Source organism: Streptomyces sp. NPDC091412 (genome assembly GCF_044756885.1).
In the GTDB taxonomy this organism is placed as follows: Bacteria; Actinomycetota; Actinomycetes; order Streptomycetales; family Streptomycetaceae; genus Streptomyces.
The window spans coordinates 64,145-82,623 of the sequence record NZ_JBIVTV010000012.1; the positions used below are offsets into that span (position 1 = coordinate 64,145).

General features: G+C 73.0%; 19 protein-coding genes. 10 read left to right on the forward strand and 9 right to left on the reverse strand.

Annotated features, from left to right (window positions below; all coding sequences use genetic code 11):
• Positions 1–29: 29 nt before the first annotated feature.
• The 7 genes from ACIQMV_RS25820 to ACIQMV_RS25850 all read left to right on the forward strand — a co-directional run bounded on the left by ACIQMV_RS25820 (position 30) and on the right by ACIQMV_RS25850 (position 8,518).
• Positions 30–2,702, forward strand: a complete 2,673-nt coding sequence (locus tag ACIQMV_RS25820; RefSeq protein ID WP_402595898.1) for a hypothetical protein — start codon at positions 30–32, stop codon at positions 2,700–2,702.
• 201 nt (positions 2,703–2,903) lie between these two features.
• Positions 2,904–4,895, forward strand: a complete 1,992-nt coding sequence (locus ACIQMV_RS25825) for an Ig-like domain repeat protein (RefSeq protein ID WP_402595899.1) — start codon at positions 2,904–2,906, stop codon at positions 4,893–4,895.
• Between the two features lie 83 nt (positions 4,896–4,978).
• Complete coding sequence (locus tag ACIQMV_RS25830; protein WP_141363254.1) at positions 4,979–5,887, forward strand: sortase; 909 nt, start codon at positions 4,979–4,981, stop codon at positions 5,885–5,887.
• A gap of 128 nt (positions 5,888–6,015) precedes the next feature.
• Positions 6,016–6,798 carry a phosphate ABC transporter ATP-binding protein PstB gene (pstB, locus tag ACIQMV_RS25835; protein ID WP_402595995.1) on the forward strand — a complete coding sequence of 261 codons (783 nt, stop codon included), beginning with the start codon at positions 6,016–6,018 and terminating at the stop codon, positions 6,796–6,798.
• A gap of 150 nt (positions 6,799–6,948) precedes the next feature.
• A complete protein-coding gene (locus ACIQMV_RS25840) occupies positions 6,949–7,293 on the forward strand; it encodes a DUF3147 family protein (protein ID WP_225078360.1) in 345 nt (114 codons plus the stop codon).
• A gap of 56 nt (positions 7,294–7,349) precedes the next feature.
• Entirely contained in the window at positions 7,350–7,757 is a 408-nt protein-coding gene (locus tag ACIQMV_RS25845; RefSeq protein WP_402595900.1) for a DUF3147 family protein, read from the forward strand.
• A 170-nt stretch (positions 7,758–7,927) separates the two neighbouring features.
• Positions 7,928–8,518, forward strand: a complete 591-nt coding sequence (locus ACIQMV_RS25850) for a YceI family protein (protein WP_402595901.1) — start codon at positions 7,928–7,930, stop codon at positions 8,516–8,518.
• Positions 8,519–8,572: 54 nt separating this feature from the next.
• Here ACIQMV_RS25850 and ACIQMV_RS25855 read toward each other — a convergent pair whose 3' ends face one another.
• The 6 genes from ACIQMV_RS25855 to ACIQMV_RS25880 form a co-directional block, all read right to left on the reverse strand.
• Positions 8,573–9,523, reverse strand: coding sequence for a HesA/MoeB/ThiF family protein (locus ACIQMV_RS25855; RefSeq protein WP_402595902.1), 951 nt, complete (start codon positions 9,521–9,523; stop codon positions 8,573–8,575).
• Entirely contained in the window at positions 9,520–9,699 is a 180-nt protein-coding gene (locus ACIQMV_RS25860; RefSeq protein ID WP_172633046.1) for a hypothetical protein, read from the reverse strand. Before ACIQMV_RS25860 ends, ACIQMV_RS25855 begins: the two co-directional genes overlap by 4 nt.
• A gap of 279 nt (positions 9,700–9,978) precedes the next feature.
• The gene (locus ACIQMV_RS25865; protein ID WP_402595903.1) at positions 9,979–10,473 is read right to left on the reverse strand and encodes a hypothetical protein; all 495 of its coding nucleotides are present in this window, start codon (positions 10,471–10,473) and stop codon (positions 9,979–9,981) included.
• 31 nt (positions 10,474–10,504) lie between these two features.
• Positions 10,505–11,008 (reverse strand): SHOCT domain-containing protein, encoded by a 504-nt coding sequence (locus ACIQMV_RS25870; protein ID WP_402595904.1) that lies wholly within the window; start codon positions 11,006–11,008, stop codon positions 10,505–10,507.
• A gap of 147 nt (positions 11,009–11,155) precedes the next feature.
• Positions 11,156–12,514, reverse strand: coding sequence for a hypothetical protein (locus ACIQMV_RS25875; protein WP_402595905.1), 1,359 nt, complete (start codon positions 12,512–12,514; stop codon positions 11,156–11,158).
• 134 nt (positions 12,515–12,648) lie between these two features.
• Positions 12,649–13,311: an HdeD family acid-resistance protein gene (locus ACIQMV_RS25880; protein ID WP_402595906.1), complete on the reverse strand. Its 663-nt coding sequence runs from the start codon at positions 13,309–13,311 to the stop codon at positions 12,649–12,651.
• A gap of 201 nt (positions 13,312–13,512) precedes the next feature.
• Between ACIQMV_RS25880 and ACIQMV_RS25885 the strand changes: the two genes are divergently transcribed.
• Positions 13,513–14,103, forward strand: coding sequence for a potassium channel family protein (locus ACIQMV_RS25885; RefSeq protein WP_401779953.1), 591 nt, complete (start codon positions 13,513–13,515; stop codon positions 14,101–14,103).
• A gap of 1 nt (position 14,104) precedes the next feature.
• On the opposite strand, the gene ACIQMV_RS25890 is transcribed toward ACIQMV_RS25885, so the two are convergent.
• The 3 genes from ACIQMV_RS25890 to ACIQMV_RS25900 form a co-directional block, all read right to left on the reverse strand.
• Positions 14,105–14,302: a hypothetical protein gene (locus ACIQMV_RS25890; protein ID WP_141363236.1), complete on the reverse strand. Its 198-nt coding sequence runs from the start codon at positions 14,300–14,302 to the stop codon at positions 14,105–14,107.
• Positions 14,303–14,421: 119 nt separating this feature from the next.
• Positions 14,422–14,853 (reverse strand): hypothetical protein, encoded by a 432-nt coding sequence (locus ACIQMV_RS25895; RefSeq protein WP_253266230.1) that lies wholly within the window; start codon positions 14,851–14,853, stop codon positions 14,422–14,424.
• 50 nt (positions 14,854–14,903) lie between these two features.
• Positions 14,904–17,555, reverse strand: coding sequence for a LuxR C-terminal-related transcriptional regulator (locus ACIQMV_RS25900; protein WP_402595907.1), 2,652 nt, complete (start codon positions 17,553–17,555; stop codon positions 14,904–14,906).
• 209 nt (positions 17,556–17,764) lie between these two features.
• On the opposite strand from ACIQMV_RS25900, the gene ACIQMV_RS25905 reads away from it, so the two are divergent.
• Both ACIQMV_RS25905 and ACIQMV_RS25910 read left to right on the forward strand, forming a co-directional pair.
• Complete coding sequence (locus tag ACIQMV_RS25905) at positions 17,765–18,124, forward strand: DUF779 domain-containing protein (protein ID WP_402595908.1); 360 nt, start codon at positions 17,765–17,767, stop codon at positions 18,122–18,124.
• Positions 18,125–18,283: 159 nt separating this feature from the next.
• Positions 18,284–18,478 (forward strand): hypothetical protein, encoded by a 195-nt coding sequence (locus ACIQMV_RS25910; protein ID WP_141363227.1) that lies wholly within the window; start codon positions 18,284–18,286, stop codon positions 18,476–18,478.
• The last annotated feature ends 1 nt before the right edge of the window (position 18,479 follow it).

Here is an 18,479-nt window from a genome sequence, read left to right on the forward strand (position 1 = left end):
GCCGCGACACACGAGGCAGGACCGCGCGCGTGCGCGGGCTGCTCCTGCGGCTGGTGGCCGGGGCCGCCGCCGGCGCCCTCGCGGGCCTCGGCGTGGCCCAGGCCGCCCAGCCCGCGACCGCCGCGAACGGTACGGCCGGCACCGGCTCCGCCGTCACGGTCTCCGGCCGCGGCGAGTTCAAGGACATGAAGTTCACGGTCGACCAGACCACCCACCTGACCAGCCAGGCGATCACCGTCTCCTGGACCGGCGGCACCCCGACCACGTTCGCGGGCACCCTGTTCAACACCGACTTCGTGCAGATCATGCAGTGCTGGGGCGACGACGACGGCACGGTCCCGGGCAACCCCGGCCCGCCGCGCACCCAGTGCCAGTACGGCGCCTCTCCGACCACCGGCCGGGGCAGCTGGCCCGGCAACGAACGCGACGACACGCGCAACGTCACCTACAACGCCACCCCCACCAGCTACGGCGAGGACGACCGGTACGGCGCGGGCGGCGCCTTCGGCCAGGGCGAGGTGCCCTTCAAGTCGGTCGACGGCACGATGGTCACGGCCAACACCCAGAACAACCCGTTCTACAACCGCAACACCACCAACGAGGTCGACTTCGCCCGCACCGGTGCCGACGGCACCGGCCGCGAGTACTTCGAGGTGCAGACCGCCAACGAGGCACCCCACCTGGGGTGCGGTACCCAGGCCGGAAAGAAGGGCGCCGCCCAGCCGCGCTCCTGCTGGCTGGTGATCGTCCCGCAGGGCCACCTCGACCTCGACGGCGAGCCGTACGCCGACAAGAGCATCGTCAACGCGGGCTCGCCGGTCTCCTCCACCAACTGGAAGAACCGCATCGCCGTCCCGCTCCGCTTCAACCCGGTCGGCAGCGGCTGCGCCCTCGGCTCCGACGAGCGGCCCACCATGGGCAGCGAACTCGTCGCCGACGCCATGACCAGCTGGCAGACGGCCCTGTGCCCGACCGGCACGGTCTACGGCTACACCAAGCTCGGTGAGCCCGACGCCCGCACCCGGCTCGCCAACACCGGCTCCGCCGGACTCGCCTTCACCACCCGGGCCCTGGGCACCGACGAGGGCACCACCGCGCCGTCCGGCACCACGGCCTACGCCCCCGTCGCGCTCTCCGGAGCCGTGATCGGCTTCACCATCGAACGCAGGCCCAAGGCAGGGGCCCCGGACGACATCCAGAGGCTCGCCGGGACGAAGGTCGAATCCATCGACCTCACACCCCGCCTGGTCGCCAAGCTGCTGACCGAGTCGTACCGCAACTCCCCCTGGGGAGCGGTGCTCGGCGACCAGGTCGCCAAGGGCTACGACTGGGTGAGGAACAACCCGGCGGGCCTCGCGAGCGACCCCGAGTTCATCGCCCTCAACCCGGAGTTCGCGCATCTGTCGGTCTCCGAGACCCCGGCCACCGACACCGACCTGATCACCTCGCTCGGCCACTCGGACACGGCCCGCGCGCTGTGGCAGTGGATCCTGTCCGACAAGGACGCCCGCGGCTTCCTCGCGGGGACGGCCGACGACTGGGGCATGCGCGTCAACCCGTACTACGGCACCGACACGCACCTGAACCCGACGGGCGTGCCCTACGACCCGGCCCGCACCGACGACTACCCCAAGAGCGACCCCTGGTGCACGATCCCGCCGGGCACCGGCGCCACCGACAAGCAGTGCATGACCGACTTCCACCCGTACGTGCCCGACATGCACGCCGGCGCCCTGCACACCCGACGCGCCGACACCCTGTGGAAGGCGACCTGGGACGCGCTGGCCAACCCGCCGGGGTACAAGAGCACCGGCCCGCAGACCGTCGGATCGCGGTTCGTGATCGCGGTCACCGACACGGCCTCCGCCGAGCGCTACGGGCTGCAGACCGCCCGGCTGCGCAACGCCGCCGGCCGCTTCACCGCGCCCACCACGGCATCCCTGGCCGCCGCCGCCACGAGCGCTGCCGGCAAGGGGGCGCCGGAGATCAGCCCGGGCCGGGCCACCGCCGAGGGCGCCTACCCGCTCGCCCAGCTGATCTACGGTGCCGCGCGGCCGGGCGAGCTGGACGCCACCGCCCGCAAGGACTACGCGGCGCTGCTGCGGTACGCGGTGGGCGACGGACAGGTCAGCGGCGCCGACCCGGGTCGGCTCCCGGCCGGTTACGCCCCGCTCTCCAAGGACCTGCGCACCCGCGCACTGCACGCCGCCGACACGCTCGAGCACTACACCGGGCCCTCGTCCCACGACGGCGGCTCGGGAAGCGGCTCGACCGGAGGCAGCGGGGGCTCCGGCTCCGGCGGCTCCGGCTCGGGTGGCTCCGACGCGGGCGGTGCCTCGGGCGCCGGGGGCGCGTCGGGCGGCGACGCGGCCGGGGGCGGTACCGGCTCCGGCGGGGCCGGCCCGGACGGCGGGGACGCGAGCCCCACGCCCAGCGGCGCGCCCTCCTTCGACGGCGGCAAGGCCGTCCAGACCACAGCCTTCGGCACCACGCCTGCCGACCCCGCGAACGCGCTGCGCTACGCCGTCCCGGTCGGTGCCGGGCTCGGCGCCGCCGCGGCGGCGGGCGCGCCCTTCGCGGGCGGCAGCCGACTGCGCCTCCCGCTGCGGGTGCCGCTCCCCGGCGGCCGCACGGTGACCGTCATACCGGCGTTCACCCTGCCCGAACGGCTGCGGAGGCTGCTGCCGCCCGGCCGGGGCTGACCCTCCAACCGGAGCCGGGCCTTCCGGGGCCCGGCTCCCCACAGACGGCCGCCCGCCCCGAAAGGCAGTCGGGGCGGACGGTCTGTACCACCCTGCCAGATTCTCGGCGTGCTCTCGGCCGGCTCGACGCAGGGGACCCCCACGGCACCTCCCCCACACCCACCGCACAGCACATCCACGCACACCGTCAGGAGACTCTCGATGCGCAGAATGCGCTCTACGGCCGCGCTCGTGGCCGCCGCCGTGGTGGCCGGTGGCCTCGCTCTGGCGAGCCCGGCGTCCGCCGACCCCGCACCCGCCGGGACGTTCCGCCAACTCGTCGGCGTGGGCTCCGACACCACGCAGGACGTGCTCAACGCCCTCGCCGGTGACGCCCCCGGCTACGCCGGCTCCGCCATCAAGTCGGCGGGCGGCGCGGGCATCGCCTCGTACGACGCGGTCGAGCCCGGCACCGGCTCCACCACCTCCAAGATCCAGACCCGTACGGGCGGCCCGTCCTTCCTGCGGCCCAACGGCTCCGGCAAGGGCCGTCTCGCGCTGAGCATGTCGCTGACCGGCGACAAGTTCCCCGACAGCAACGGTGCCGCCATCAAGGGCCAGGTCGACTTCGCCCGCTCCTCCGGCGGCCCGAGCACCTCCGGCAGCGCGCTCACCTACATCCCCTTCGCCCGGGACGCCGTCGGTGTCGCGGTGCGCGGCTCGGCCCTGGACAACCTGACGGTCGACCAGCTGCACGACATCTACGCGGGCATCCTCAAGGACGTGAACGGCCAGGCCGTTCACCCGTACATCCCGCAGAACGGGTCCGGCACCCGCGCCTTCTTCCTCGGCACGATCGGTCTCAACGACTCGACGATCGATCCCAAGATCCCGACCGTCCAGGAGAACCAGGCCAACGACGCCCTCACCGCCGCCGGCGCGCTCGTCCCGTTCTCCGTGGGCAGCTGGATCGCCCAGATCAACGGGGTCGCCCCGGACCACAGCAAGACCGCTGCCGCCGCCGGCGCCCACCTCGCCTCGGTGCAGCTGCCCGGCGACAAGGGCGTCACCAACCCGGTGACGACCGTCAACGGCCGGCTCGAGCCGGTCCGCGGCTACTACGAGAACGCCACCTTCGGCCGGGACGTCTACAACGTCGTTCCCAGCCGGGCGATCGACCCCACCAGCATCTTCTTCGACAAGGACCTCTACGACGTCTTTGTCACCGACAGCGGCCACACCGCCCAGATGGCCACCGACAACTCCCAGAAGGTCATCGCCGACTTCGGCTTCATGAACGAGTCGTACAACGGCTCGATCAACCCGGCCAAGCACGCCAAGTTCGGCGGTCTGGAGCAGTCGGGCATCGACCTCGCGGCGCCCGCCGCGCCGGCCCTCAAGGCCACCCCCGACACCGGGAAGCTCGCGCTGACCTGGACCGCCCCGGCAGCCCCCGGCCTGCCGGTCACCGACTACCGCGTCACGCTGACCCGTGCGGACGGCTCCGTAGCGGCGGCCAAGGACGTCCCGGCCACGACCACGTCGTACACGTTCAGCGGTCTGGCCAACGGCAAGTACACCGCCACGGTCGCCGCCGCCAACCTCAACGGCACCGGCGCCCCCGCCACCTGGACCGGTGACGTCAGCCTCAAGGCCGCGAGCACCACGAAGGCGACCGCCACGACGACCGCGTACGGCAAGGCGCCGAAGGTCGCCGTCACCGTCACCGGCTCGAACGGGACCGTCCCCAGCGGCAAGGTGACGGTGAAGGAGGGTTCCACCACCCTCGGTACCGGCACCCTCAGCTCCTCCGGCAAGGTCACCGTCGGCCTGTCCAACCACCTCAAGGTCGCGACCCACAAGCTGACCGTCTCCTACGGCGGCGACAGCAAGCTCAACGCGTCCTCGGCGACGGTCTCGCTGAAGATCACCAAGGCGGCGCCGTCGGTCGCCGTCACCCGGCCCTCCTCGATCAGCCACACCGCCCGCGCCAAGGTCACCGCGAAGGTCACCGCGACCGGCACCACGCCGACCGGCACCGTGCGCGTCTACGAGGGCTCCAAGGTGATCGCCACCGGCACGCTGAAGTCCGGCAAGGTGACCATCACCCTGCCGAAGCTGAGCCGCGGCAAGCACACCCTGCGCGCGTACTACGCGGGCTCCTCGACGGTGAACGCGAAGAACAGCGCGAACTTCACCATCAAGTCCACCTGACCCCGCTGCCGGGGAGGCCGCCGCGACGGCGGCCTCCCCGGCGGTACGTGAAACCCCACGACCCATGAAGGAGGCGGGCCGCCGTGACAGTCGCCGTACAGACCACGCCCGCACCGGCCCTGCTCCGGACCCGCGTCCGGAGCGTCCCGGCCGTCCGCCACATCGCCCGGGGCGCCCTGCTCAGCCTCGCCGCCCTGCTGCTCGGCATCACCGTCCAGCTGCTGTTCCTCAGCGGCGTCCAGGAACGGGCCGCCCAGCACACGGCGTACGACGAACTGCGCAACGCACTCGCCCTGGGCACCGCCCCGGTCTCCCAGACCGACCAGCAGGGCAGGCTGCTGGCGCCCGGTACGCCGGTCGCCCTGATCGACATCCCCTCCCTGCGCGTGCGTCAGGTGGTCCTCGAAGGGACCGACTCCGGCGTCATGACCGACGGCCCCGGCCACCGCCGCGACACCCCGATGCCCGGGCAGGCCGGCACCAGCGTGCTGATGGGTCGGGCAGCCGCCTACGGCGGCCCGTTCGAACGGCTGGCCGACCTCGCCGAGGGCGACAGGTTCACGGTGACGACCGGCCAGGGCGCGGCGAAGTACCAGGTCGTCGGCGTACGGCGGGCCGGAGACCCGGCGCCCGCCCCGCTGGCCTCCGGCCAGGGCCGTCTGGTGCTGGCCACGGCCACCGGCCCGAGCTACATGCCGGGCGGCATCCTGCGCGTCGACGCGGACCTGGTGTCCGCGCCCTTCGAGACCCCGGCGGCCGTGATCAGGCCCGGCACGCTGCCGGAGTCCGAGCAGCCGCTGGCCCGCCCCGCCGGGGTGCCGTGGCCGCTGGTGATGTGGCTCCAGGCCCTGCTGGTCGCGGCCGTCGCCGCGGTATGGACCTGGCACCGCTGGGGCCGCCACCAGACGTGGATCGTCTTCGCCCCGGTGGTCGCCGTGCTGGGCCTCCAGGTCGCCACCCGGACCACCGAACTGCTGCCCAACCTGATGTGACCGCTTACCGAGCCCAGCCGCGAACCGAGGTACCCGCCGTGACCGATGCCACCGACTCCCTGACCGACACGGTCGTCCTGCCCCCCGTCACCACCGTCGCCCCCGTCCCCGCCGCCCCGGGCGGGCCGATTGCCGCACCCGCGACGCTCGAAGCCCTGGCGGTGTCGGCCTGGTTCGGCAGCCACCAGGTGCTGAGCCGGGTGTCACTGACGATGCCCGCCGGCCAGGTCACCGCCCTGATCGGCCCCTCCGGCTGCGGCAAGTCGACGTTCCTGCGCACCCTCAACCGCATGCACGAACTGATCCCGGCGGCGGCCTTCGCGGGCGAGGTGCTCTTCGAGGGCGAGGACATCTACGCCCCCGAGCGGCGCCTGACCGACGCCCGGCGCCGCATCGGCATGGTCTTCCAGAAGCCCAACCCCTTCCCCGCCATGTCGATCTACGACAACGTGGTGGCGGGTCTGCGCCTGACGGGCACGCGCGCGAGCAGTCGGACGAAGGACGAACTGGTCGAGGAGTCCCTCACCCGCGCCGGCCTGTGGAAGGAGGTCAAGGACCGCCTCCGCCAGCCCGGCGGTGCGCTGTCCGGCGGTCAGCAGCAGCGCCTGTGCATCGCCCGCGCGCTGGCGGTACGCCCCCGGGTGCTGCTCATGGACGAACCGTGCTCGGCGCTCGACCCCACCTCCACCCGCCGGGTCGAGGAGACGATCCAGGAACTCGCCGGCCAGGTGACGGTCGTGATCGTCACCCACAACATGCAGCAGGCGGCCCGCGTCTCCCACCAGTGCGCCTTCTTCCTCGCCGAGCAGGGCACCCCCGGCGGCATCGTCGAGCACGGCCCGACCGACGACGTCTTCGGCAGGCCGAAGGACCAGAGGACGGCGGACTACGTGGCGGGCCGGTTCGGCTGACGGGTCGCCCACGGGAAGCGGGCGGCCGTGCCGGAGGGCCGGACGATGGCCCGCGTGCCGGTACGACGTATGCGTCCGGGCAGCGGGCGTTCAAGGGGCTGCCAGCGTGGGTCGTTGCGCGCGTGGCGCCTCGGCGCTGAGGTTGTGCGGATGAAGACCCTGCTCGAGATCGTCCTGAAGCCCTTCATCGGTGGTCTGCTCGTGGTGGGTTTCGCCCTGGTGGCGGAAGCCGTCCAGCCCAAGCGGCTGGCCGGGATCTTCGCCGCCGCCCCCTCGGTGGCGCTGGGAGGGCTGATCCTGACGGTGGTGTTCAAGGGCGACCTCGACGCGGCGACGGCGGCCCGGGGCATGGTGGCCGGAGCGCTGGCGTTCACCGCCTACTGTCTCGTCGATGTTCCGGCGCTCGCCCGGTTCGGAGCCATGCGCGGGTCCGCGGCGGCCCTTGTCGTGTGGTTCGCGACAGCGGCCGCCATCGCCTTCGCGGTGGCTCCGTGAGGCGATCGGCGAGGCCCGGGGACGGGAGCGGAGAAGGCGCCGAGGACACCGACCGGATGCGGGTGGACCTGCGGGCGGCCGCGCGCACGCCGCGCAAGGATCTGCTCCTCCGGTTCGCCTTCGGCGCGGGCGTGTCACTCCTGGCGGCCGTCGTGTCACGGCTCTTCGGGTCGTTCGTCGGCGGCGTCTTCCTCGCCTTTCCCGCGATCCTGCTGGCCAGTCTGACCCTGGTGGCCGAGGAGGAAGGGCTCATGAGCGCCCGCGACGACGCGCGTGGCGCCGCCCTGGGCACCCTGGGGCTCGTGGCGTTCGCCGTCGTCGCCGCGGCTCTCCTCCGTCACCACTCGGCGTGGCTCGCGCTCGGGGCCGCCACGGCGGCATGGCTCGTGGTCTCACTCGGCGCCTACGGGATCGCGCGAGCGACAGGGGTCGGCGGCGACGAACGTTCCCCTGCGGACGGGTGAGGCCCCGCGCGGGTTTGGTCATGGAGCCTGCGGCCACCGGAGGAGAAGAGGTGGCCATGGTGAAGAAGGAGAACACCGGGGAGTCGCCAGACGCCGCGGTCGAGGCGGTCCTCTCCGCGGCCGCACGCTCGTCCGGAAACGCTTGAGCCTCGTCGCCTACAGTCGGAATTGTGGTACTGGGTGAGGGAACGTACGGATTCGGATCGCCGATCGGCCGGCTGCTGATCAGGACCAGCCGCGCGGGGCTCGGGCGGAAAGCGGGGCACGACCTCACGCTCGAAGCCACCCGGTGGACCGGGGAGGCGGTGGTCGTCACGGGTGATCCCGGGAAGTCGTCGGTGACCGTGACGGTCGAGACGGGTTCGTTGACGGTCCGGGAGGGGACGGGAGGGCTCAAGCCCCTCACCGACGCCGACAGGACGGAGATCAAACGCCTGCTGGAGGGCGAGGGCCTGCTGCACACCGCACAGCATCCCGTCATCGTCTTCCGCTCCACGAGCGTCACGGGAACGCCGGAGTCCTTCGAGATCACGGGGGACCTCACGATCAAGGGCCGGAGCCACCCGGTGACCGTGCACGGGGGCGGCGACGGGGACGGATTGGTGTGCGGCTGGGCTACCGTCACCCAGTCCACCTGGGGGATCAAGCCGTACAGCGCGTTCCTGGGCGCGCTGAGACTGGCCGACGACGTCCGGATCGAGTACGCGGTGACCGGGCTCGGACCGCTGCCCGGTCCCGGGCGGAGCCCCGAGCGGTCATAACGGGCGACGAGCCCTCTCTCAGCGTCAAACACGCGCGCTCTCGGCGTAACCGGCCTACATGTGCCTGCCGTGGGCGACCGAGACGATGAACAGGACCACGATGCACAGCACGATGGCGGCGAAGACGGGCCAGCAGCGTCCCCCATCCCCGTCCTCGCCGGGCCGCCCGCCCGTTCCCGCGGCGGCCAATGCCGGGGAGGAGGCCACATGGCGCCAGCCGTGGCAGGCCGCGCAGGGCCGGGACGGGAAGGGGACCCGGACGTTCCGGCTGCTCAGCCCCGCGGTGGGGAAGGTGGCCCGGACGCCGGGCGAGGTGGGCGTCAGCCCGTGCAGGTAGATGGCGGTGCGCTGATGATCGAGGATCGCCGAGCGGTCGTCGTCGGGGTGGGCCAGTGCGGTCACGACCTGGGCCGTGGCCAGGGCGACGAGCTGGATGTCCACCCGGGCACCGCGGGCCGCCTGGGTGTCGGCGGTCCCCTGCCGGAAGGCCACCGCGCACTCGTAACAGGGTGTCCGCCTGCCGGGGAGCACCCACAGGATCTCGCCGACCTCGGCGTCACGGATCCTGGGGTCCACCCAGACCGCCGGATACACCGCGGGCCTGCCCACCGCCAGGGCCACGCGGTTGACATGGCGCTGGCACACGGCGGAGTCGGTCGCCGCCACCACCACGTCCGCGCCGCCCACCAGCGACCACTGCTCGTCCGCGGGCAACGCGAGGAAGTCCGCATGATGGCCGGTGGCGTCGCAGGAGGGGAAGTCGCGACGGATCTTCGCAGCCAGTGCCAGGGCCTTCGGCTGTCCCAGGGCGGGAGCACCGAGTGGGTGGCGAATCAGGTTCTCCACCGCGAGCGTGTCGGGGTCGACCAGCCGGAGCGGGCTGAATCCGATCCGGGCGAGTTCCTCGGCGAGGAATCCGCCGACCGCTCCCGCGCCGACGATCAGCACCGCTCCCGTACGCCGGTGGTGACGCGCCCAGACGCGGTCCTCGGGCGGAGCAGTCAATCGAAGGTCCAGCGAGCCACGCGAACCGGGCCCGGCCCGGTCTGCTCGACGCGGTCGGAACTCTCCTCCGGTTTCAGCTCCCCGGTGTCGGCATCGAGGAACCACTGACGCTCACTCGCGCGTTCCTGCTCCTCCGTCAGTTCGGCCTTCTGCAGGGTCTCCGGTGCTGTACCCACGAGAATCCCTCCCGCCTGGTCTCTTGAGTTTCCTGCATCGCCCTTTCCACGCTACGCGCCGGTATGGGCGCCGCATCCCGGGAGCGGACCGACCGGCAACCTACGGCGGGGCGGCGCCCCTGGCGGGCGGGCGGATCCCCGTGAGGGCGCTCACTGCGCGAACCGCCGCCGGGCCGGACATGGATGCGGGCACCCGAAGGCCCAGCGTCTCCCGACGCGCGTCGGCGCGGCCCGGGCGGTGTGCTCGCCCGGGCCGTGCGGGCCGGCTCGCCCGGCCCCTCACGGGTTGCGGGGCGGGGCGGTTCCGGTGGTGGAGGAGGGAGTGGAGGAGGTGGAGGACGCGGTGGTGGTGGGAGAGGCCGCGGACTCCTCGGGCCGCAGCACGCACAGGGCCCAGATGATGAACCCGGAGAACGCGATCATCACGACCGCCCAGACCGGGTAGTACGGCAGGGACAGGAAGTTGGCGAGGATGATCAGCCCGGCGATCGCCACACCGGCCACGCGCGCCCACATCGCCGTCTGGAACAGCCCGATGCTGATGATCACGGCGAGCACCCCGAGGACGAGGTGGATCCAGCCCCAGCCTGTGAGGTCGTACTGGAAGACGTAGTTCCGCGTGGTGACGAAGACGTCGTCCTGGGCGATGCCCATGATTCCGCGGAAGATGTCGAGCACTCCGGCGATCATCAGCATGACGGCGGCGAAGGCCGTCAGGCCGGTGGCCCATGCCTGCTTCGCCGGGTGCGGCCGTGCCGTGTGGGTCGCGGTCATCTTCTCCCTCGTTTCGTCTCGCCCGGCAGGTTCATCGACGGCCGGGAGTGGAGCTGACGGAGCTGTCGGGGCTCTCGGGGGTGGAGGTCACGGAGGTGGCGCGGCCCTCGGGGGCGCCACCGGCCAGGATCATCGCCTTGGCGCGGGCGAACTCCTCGTCAGTGATGTCTCCACGGGCACGCAGGTCGGACAGCCGGGCGAGTTCGTCGACCTTGGACCCGCCCCCGCCGCCGGCCGCGGTCTGCCGGATGTAGGCGTTGAACGCCTCCTGCTGCTCCCGCGCCTGCGCGATCTCCCGACGGCCCATGCTCCTGCCGCGGGCGATGACGTAGACGAGGACGCCGAGGAACGGCAGCACGATGCAGAACACCAGCCACCCGGCCTTGGCCCAGCCGTTCAGGCCGTCGTCACGGAAGATGTCGAGGATGACCCGGAAGAGCAGGACGAACCACATGATCCACAGGAAGAACCACAGCATCGTCCAGAAGGCGCTCAGCAGCGGGTAGTCGTACGCGAGGTTCATCTGCGTGCTCATTTCTCTTCTCCGTCCGGGCCTGTGCCCGGATGCGCTGTCTGCCCTCTGTCAGCGTGCGCACGGCAAGGCCCGGGCGCCTCACCCGAAGCGGGTGACCGTGCGGCGCCGCCGCGGTCCCGCGCCCGCGCGGCCCCGGGGTTCGGGGGCTCAGGACGTCGCGGGGCGTACGCCGCCGGATCCCGCGGGCTCGGCGGGGCCCGTGGCGGAGGCGAGGACGGCCAGGAGGATCAGGACGGCGAGGACGACGCACAGGACGAGTGCGACGACCGCGACCGTGGGGTGGTTCCAGAGCACCAGGGCGAGCGCGCCGGCCGCGATGACGACGCCGGTGGTCCACTTCCGGTGGGCGTCCAGCCAGTGTCCGGCCGTACCGGTGTGCACTCCGGCGCGGCCGAGCGCCTCGCCCGCGGCGGTGGTGCTCCGCCCGGCCAGCGTCCGCACCCCGCGAGCCGCGCGTCCCGGGCCGTACAGGTAGGCGGCCAGCGCCGTGATCACGGCGACGACCAGGAGGGTGCGCGCGCTGTCGCGGAGGAACCTCACCAGGGTGTCGTAGATGACCGCGGCGGCGTCGGGGGGCAGCGTCGTCGGCGGGACGGAGCCGAGGTAGACCCGGCGGGCCACGGCCAGGGCGATGAGCAGGACGATCATCATCACGCCCACGCCGATGGCCGTGACCTGCAACATCAGCCGGTGCGACGGAGCCGTCCACACGGTCAGCGCGGCGAGCACGATGGTCACGACGGGCAGCCAGACGCCGACGATGTCGAGCAGCCGCATGGCGTCCTGGGCCTTGCTCAGCTTCTCGGTCCTGAACAGGGTGATCGAACGGTCGGGGGCGGGTATGACCGAGGCCTTCCGGAAGCCGGCGCTCTCCAGCTCGTGCTTGACCTGGTCGACGACGACCCCGATGTCCAGTTGCACGGTGTCGCCCTGGGCCCGTACGGCGCCCTTCTGGTTTCCGGTGAGGACGTTCATCAGAGCCGTCTGCGCCCGCCGGTTGGCGGTCACCCAGACCTCTTCGAAGACGTCGCTGGTGATGACGCGTTTGACGACGCGGTGCACCACGTCGGTGACGGCGCCGCGCAGCGGGCCGGTCAGCACGGTGGAGTTGTCGACGACGCGCGGCGGGGCCCCGGACTTCCTGAGGGCGTCGGTCAGCGCCGCGGTCACCGCGTTCAGGTCGATGTTGTCCACGACGCGTTTGGTCAGCCGGTCGGTCACGGCGTTCTGCACCGCCGGTTCGCGAGCCAGGGGCGTGACGGTCTGGACGTAGCGGTCGGTGTCGCCGACCGTGTCGTGCACCCAGGCGGCGACCACGGCCAAGGGGGCGAACACCAGGGTCACCACCAGCAGGACCGTGGCGCCCGCCCGGCGCAGCCTCCGGTGCTTGACCGCGGCGGCCCGGCGGAGCCGTTCGTAGTCGGCGTACTCCGCGGGGGTCAGGGAGCGCCGGGGCTCCCCGGCGCCGCCCGGGGCCGGCGGGACGGGGGCGTCGGCGGGGGCCATGGATCCTCCTTGGTCGTCGCGTGCGGGGCGGCGCGCCATAGGGCGTGAACCGCCCGGACGCGGGCCGGACCGGCCGAGGGCAGGACGGCCGGCGTGCGGCCCCGGACCGGCACCGCGGTCGGCGTACGAGGGGCTCAGACCGTCGCCGCGGGCCCCGACGGAATCCCCGTGGCGGCCCTGCGCAGTGCCGACCGCCAGGCGAAGGCGACGCCCAGTTCGACCAGGCCGAGCAGCACGAGCCACAGGCCGAGCAGCCGGGTCAGCACCAGGGCCGACTGCGTGGGCAGCGCCAGCACCACGATGCCCGCGACGATGCCGAGCGCCGCCGCGCCGAGGAGGACGCCGCGGTGGGGCAGGCTCCGGAAGGCGAGCGCCGTGTAGGCGGTGAGCATGCCGGACAGCAGCCAGACGATCCCGACGATCAGAGAGAGCGCGGCGATCGTCTGCAACGGGTGCCTCAGGCACAGCACCCCGGCGAGGACGAACAGCACCGCGACCAGCAGCCGCGGCAGGCGCTCGCCGTGCTCCTCCCGGGAGAACGCGGCGACGAACCGGAACGCGCCGGTCACGAGCAGGTACAGCCCGATCACGATCGCCAGGACGTGCAGGGTCTCGTTCGGCCAGGCGAGCACGATGATCCCCGGCACCAGCGTCGCCAGCGCCGAGCCCAGGAGCCAGGACCACGAACTGCCGAGGCCCGCCAGCATGTCGGCGGGGTCGCCGTCCGGGTGGGGGCCCGTCCCGCCGGGCCTGTGCTCCGCTCCGGCATGCGATGCCGAACCACGCGACACGGTCATGGCTCCTCCTCGCGGGGATCGGTTGCAGGTCGCTGCCGGACCGCCGACGGGACGGTGTGTGGGGACCCGTACGCCAGCGTCCCGCGGGGCGGAGTCCCACGGGTCACCCGTGGGGGGTGATCCGTCCCCCGCGCCGCCGCGTTGATCTGGATGCGGACCTGCGCGCGCGTTTCCCGGACAGCGGAACCGGAGGGACACGAGATGAGCGACTCGGCAGCTCCTCGCAACCCGGACACCGCGGGGAGGCGCCCGCCGCGGCGGGACCGGGAGCAGCGTGTGCCCAGGTCGGCGGCCGTCATGGTGCTCGCTCGCTCGGTGCTCGTCACGGCCGGTCTGGTGACGGCGTACTACCTGCTGCCCCTGGACGGCCGGGCCTCGGCCACGACGGCGGTCCTGCTCGGGCTGGGGCTGGCCGGTGTCGCGCTGTTCTTCGCGTGGGAGGTGTGGGCCATCGCCCGCTCGCCCTACCCCCGGCTGAAGGCCGTGGAGGCGCTGGCGATCACGCTTCCGCTCTTCCTGCTGCTGTTCGCCGGCGCCTACTACCTCCTGGACCACTCCGACCCGAGCTCCTTCACCGAGCCGCTGACCAGGACGGACGCCCTGTACTTCGCGCTGGCCACGTTCACCACCGTCGGGTACGGCGACATCACGGCCCGGTCGCAGACGGGGCGGGTGCTGGCCATGCTCCAGATGACCGGCGGGCTGCTGCTCGTGGGTGTCGCGGCGCGCGTGCTGACGGGTGCCATCCAGGCGGGTCTGCGCCAGCAGCACCGTGACCGGCCGCCCGGGTAACTCACTCCGGGACGCGGCGCATCTCCAGGACCCGCAGGCCCAGTGACTGGCAGCGGGCCAGCAGCCCGTACAGGTGCGCCTCGTCCACGACGGGTCCGTACAGGACGGTCTGACCCGACATCACCACGTGGTCCAGCTCCGGGAATGCCTTGGTCAGCGTCTCCGACATGTGCCCGTCGACGCGGATCTCGTAGCGCATCAGCCGCTCCCACGGTGGCCTGGGGACGGGCGTACCACGCCCCCAGTCCGAGGGTCCGTCCGGCCGGGCCGCCGGACCTCACCCGGCGCAGGTGATACGGCAGGTGAGTGTGTCCCGGGTCAGTGGGTGAGGACGACCTTGAACGCGAGGATCAGCAGTCCGATCACCAGGTTGACCGCCGCCATGCCCGCGACCAGGCCCCAGGAGGCGCCGGCCCGGCGCGCCGCGGCCGCCGACCAGCCCACCTGTCCGGCCACGGCCACGGCGAGCGCCAGCCACAGCCCGCCCGACAGGTCCAGGCCGAACAGCGGGCTGACGGCCAGCGCGAGAGCCGGCGGCAGGGCCGCCTCGGCGATCGGCCACTCGTCGCGGCACACGTGCAGGACGGTGCCGCGGTCCAGGTGGCGCTGGGCCAGGCGGGCGCCGAACAGCTGGGCGTGCACGTGCCCGAGCCAGAACACCACACCGGTGAGCAGCAGCAACAGCGCCAGTTGCAGGCGCGGGAAGGATTCCGGTACGCCGGCGCCGACCACCACGGAGGCGGCGAGCATGGACCCGTACACCCCGCCGGTGCCGTCGGTGTGGGCCCGTCGCGGGCGGTTCACAGCAGGCGCAGTTCGCGGGCCCGGTGCACCGCTTCGTTGCGCCGGTTGACGCCGAGCTTGCGGTACACGCTCTTGAGGTGGGTCTTGACGGTGTTGACCGACACGAACAGGTCCGCGGCGATCTCCTCGGTCGTCATCATCAGCGCGAGCCGCTGGAGCACGTCCCGCTCGCGGCCGCTGAGCTGGTCGACGACCAGGGCGGCCGGGCGGCCCGTTCCCGGATCGGTCCCGGACGGGGGACCCGGGCGGGCCGGCGGCCGGGAGAACGCGTCCGTGTCCAGCAGGCGGCGCAGCCACGGTCCGGCCTCGTGGAAGGGGCGCCGCAGCCGCTCGTTGCGGGCCTCCAGCAGCGCGCGGGTCGCCAGCCGCCGCGCGGTGGCGTGGTCGCCCTGCCGGCCGGTGGCCTCGGCCCGCACGAGCAGGGCCCGGACCGTGACGGCGGGGCCGCTGCGCGGCCCGGCGGGAAGGGCGTCGAGCAGGTCCAGAGCGGTGCCCGGGTCACCCGCGGCGAGGTGGGCGCGGGCGGCCGCCACCGTGCAGGCGGCCTCGGTGCCCACGGCGTCCTCCAGCACCTTCACGGCCAGCTCGGGGCGGCCCTCGGCGAGGTGGGCGGCGGAGACGACGAGCGCGGTGTGGGCTTCGGCCCAGGGCGAGGCCACGGCGGCGGGGACGGCCGACTCGGCGGTCTCCAGGGCGGCCCCGGCCTCTCCGCGGGCCAGTTGGAGCCGTGCCCGCGCGATGACCAGGCCGGCGGCCGCCACGGGATCCCACGGCACCGGCTGCGAGGCCGTCGCCCGGTCCAGCAGGGCCTGGGCCTCCCCCAGTTCGTCACGGTCGACGGCCACCGCGGCCAGCACCAGGCGGCCGAGTCCGGAGCCGGTCGGCTCGGCCAGGCTGAACCGTTCCGCGTCGGCGAGCGCCGCCAGGACCTTGCGTTCCGCGCGCGTGGGCCAGCCGGTCAGGTAGTCGATGAGCGCGAGCTGGCTCAGGGACTCCTCCCGGGGCAGCGCGGTGGCGCCGTCGGAACCGGCCGCCGCGGCGGACAGCGCGGCCCTGGCGTCCTCGAAGCGACCCGCCCAGAGGCGGGCGGCACCGAGGTGGGTCTGCAGCAGGGCGGCGAGTTCGGGGTGCTTGTCCAGGAGTTCGGCGGGGAGGTCCTGTCGCAGGTCCCGCGCCGTCCGGGCGGCGTGTTCGGCCCGGCCCGGGGCGCCGGTCAGCCGGGCGGCGAGGGTGTCCAGGAGGGCGAAGCTGAGCCGGGCCGCCGCCATGTCGGCACCGGTGCGGGCCAGTTCCCGGCGGGCGTGCTCCAGGTGCGGGCGGGCGTGGCCGAGGTCGCCGTCGGACAGCTCGCGCGCCGCGCGGACGAGGTCGGCCTCGGGGCCGGCGGTCTCGGGGGTCATCCGCGAGAACAGCGTGCCCAGGTCCCCGGAGCGCAGGCCGGTGAAGAACTCCCCGATCGCGAGGTCGTCCACCAGGGCGCGGGCGGTGAACCGCCAGTCGCCGGCCGCGGCGCCGTGGGCGAGCGTCTCGGGCAGCGGTCCGCTGTGCCGCAGCCACGCGGCGGCCCTGCGGTGCAGTTCGGTCTCCAGGCTGGGGAACCGCACCCGCAGGTGCGCCGCGAGGATCTCCGCGAAGAGCGGGTGGAGGCGGTACCAGGAGTGGCCGAGGTGCTCCACGAACGCGTTCGCCCGGTGCAGCTCGGCCAGGATGGGTTCGGCGTCCCGGCGACCGGCGAGCGCGTTGGCCAGGTCGGGGCAGAACCGGTCCAGGACGCTGACCCGCAGCAGCAGGTCCTGGGTCGGGGCCGGCTGTCTCTTGAGCACCTCGGCCAGCAGGAAGTCCGCGATCGTGCTCTGTCCGGCCTCGAACTCCTTGAGGTAGGTCTCCGGGTCGCTGCTCTGCCGCGCGGCCAGGGCGCACAGCCGCAGGCCCGCCGCCCAGCCCCGGGTGCGCTCGACGAGCGCGCGGACCGCGTCGCCGCCGAGCCGCAGCCCGTGCAGTTCCAGCAGGCTCCCCGCCTCGTCCGGGGTGAAGGCCAGTTCCGCGCCCCTGATCTCGGTCAGGGTGCCGTCCGCGCGGTAGCGGTGCAGGGGTAGCGTCGGTTCGGTGCGGGTGACGAGGACCAGGTGCATGCCCTGTCCGGCGTGGTGCAGGACGAAGCCGAGCTGATCGGCGATATCCGGTGCGGTCACCCGGTCGTACTCGTCGAGGACGACGACCACGGGCCGGTCGCGGCCGTTCAGCCGCGCGGCGAGCCGGGCGAGCAGGCCGTGGTCCACCGCGCCGGCCTCGGCCGGGCAGCCGACGTCGCGGATCTCGTGCGCCCCGCAGGCGCGCAGAGCCTCCAGCAGGTAGGCCCAGAAGACGCCGGGTGCCTGGTCGGTGGCGTCCGCGGTGAGCCAGGCCACCGGCCGTTCCAGGTGGGCGGCCCAGTCGGCGACCAGCAGCGTCTTGCCCGCACCCGCGCCGCCGTTGACCATGGTCAGCGGTGTGGCCAGTGCCTGGTCCAGGTGATCGAGCAGGCGCTGCCGGCGCAGGAACGTGGCCGGCGGTACCGGCACGGCGAACCGGGTGCGCAGGAACGGGTCCCCCAGAGGATCAAGGCCCGCGGCCGTCGGCCCGGAACTGTTGTCGCCGCATTCGGACACCGCGCTCACCACCACCGGTCATGTCATGGGCAGCGCTTCTCCCGCTCAGGATCTCAGTGATCGCCCGTACGCGCGCGTCGCGAGGGGGCACGGCGGCCCGACGTCGTCCGGCAGACCCCCGGGAACGCGTGCCGTGCAACCTTGTCGCAACCTCCGTGCTGCTTGTCTGGGTACGGCTTCTTCTTCCGGGGCGGCGAAGGACGGTGACGATGTACGAGGAGATCCCGCGTGTGGAGTTCACCCCCTCGGCGGCCGGCCTGGTCCGGCGGCTGAGCGAGGCGCACGGGCCCCTGATGTTCCACCAGTCGGGCGGCTGCTGCGACGGAAGCGCGCCGATGTGCTACACGGACGGCGAGTTCCGTACCGGGGGCTCGGACGTGCTGCTCGCGGAGCTGGAGGTCGAGGGGGTGGACCGGCCCGTGCCGTTCTGGATGTCGCGCAGCCAGTACGAGGTGTGGAGTCACACCCGGCTCATCGTCGACGTGGTGCCCGGACGGGGCAGCGGTTTCTCCCTGGAGGCACCCGAGGGAGTGCGTTTCCTCATCCGCTCCCGTGTCATCGAGGCCTGAGCCCCGCACCGGACATCACGTCCCGGAACGCGGGGCGCGGTTCCGGAACGACGGCAGAATCACACGTTCGGAGGACACGTCTACCGCACGGCCTGACCCTCCGCTACGCCACACTTGCGGCCGTTAGCCGCGAAGTGGGCGTGGCGGAGGAGGACGACGATGGCCATTTCCATCTCTGTGGTGCTGCTGCTCCTGCTCCTAGCGGTGATCTTCGTGCGCAACTGCGCGCTGAAGTTCTCGCACGCCCTGGTCTGTGTCCTGCTCGGCTTCTTCCTTGCGGGTACGAGCATGGCGCCCACCATTCACGAGGGTCTGATGGCCACGGCGCAGATCGTCGGCAGCCTGCACCCCTGAC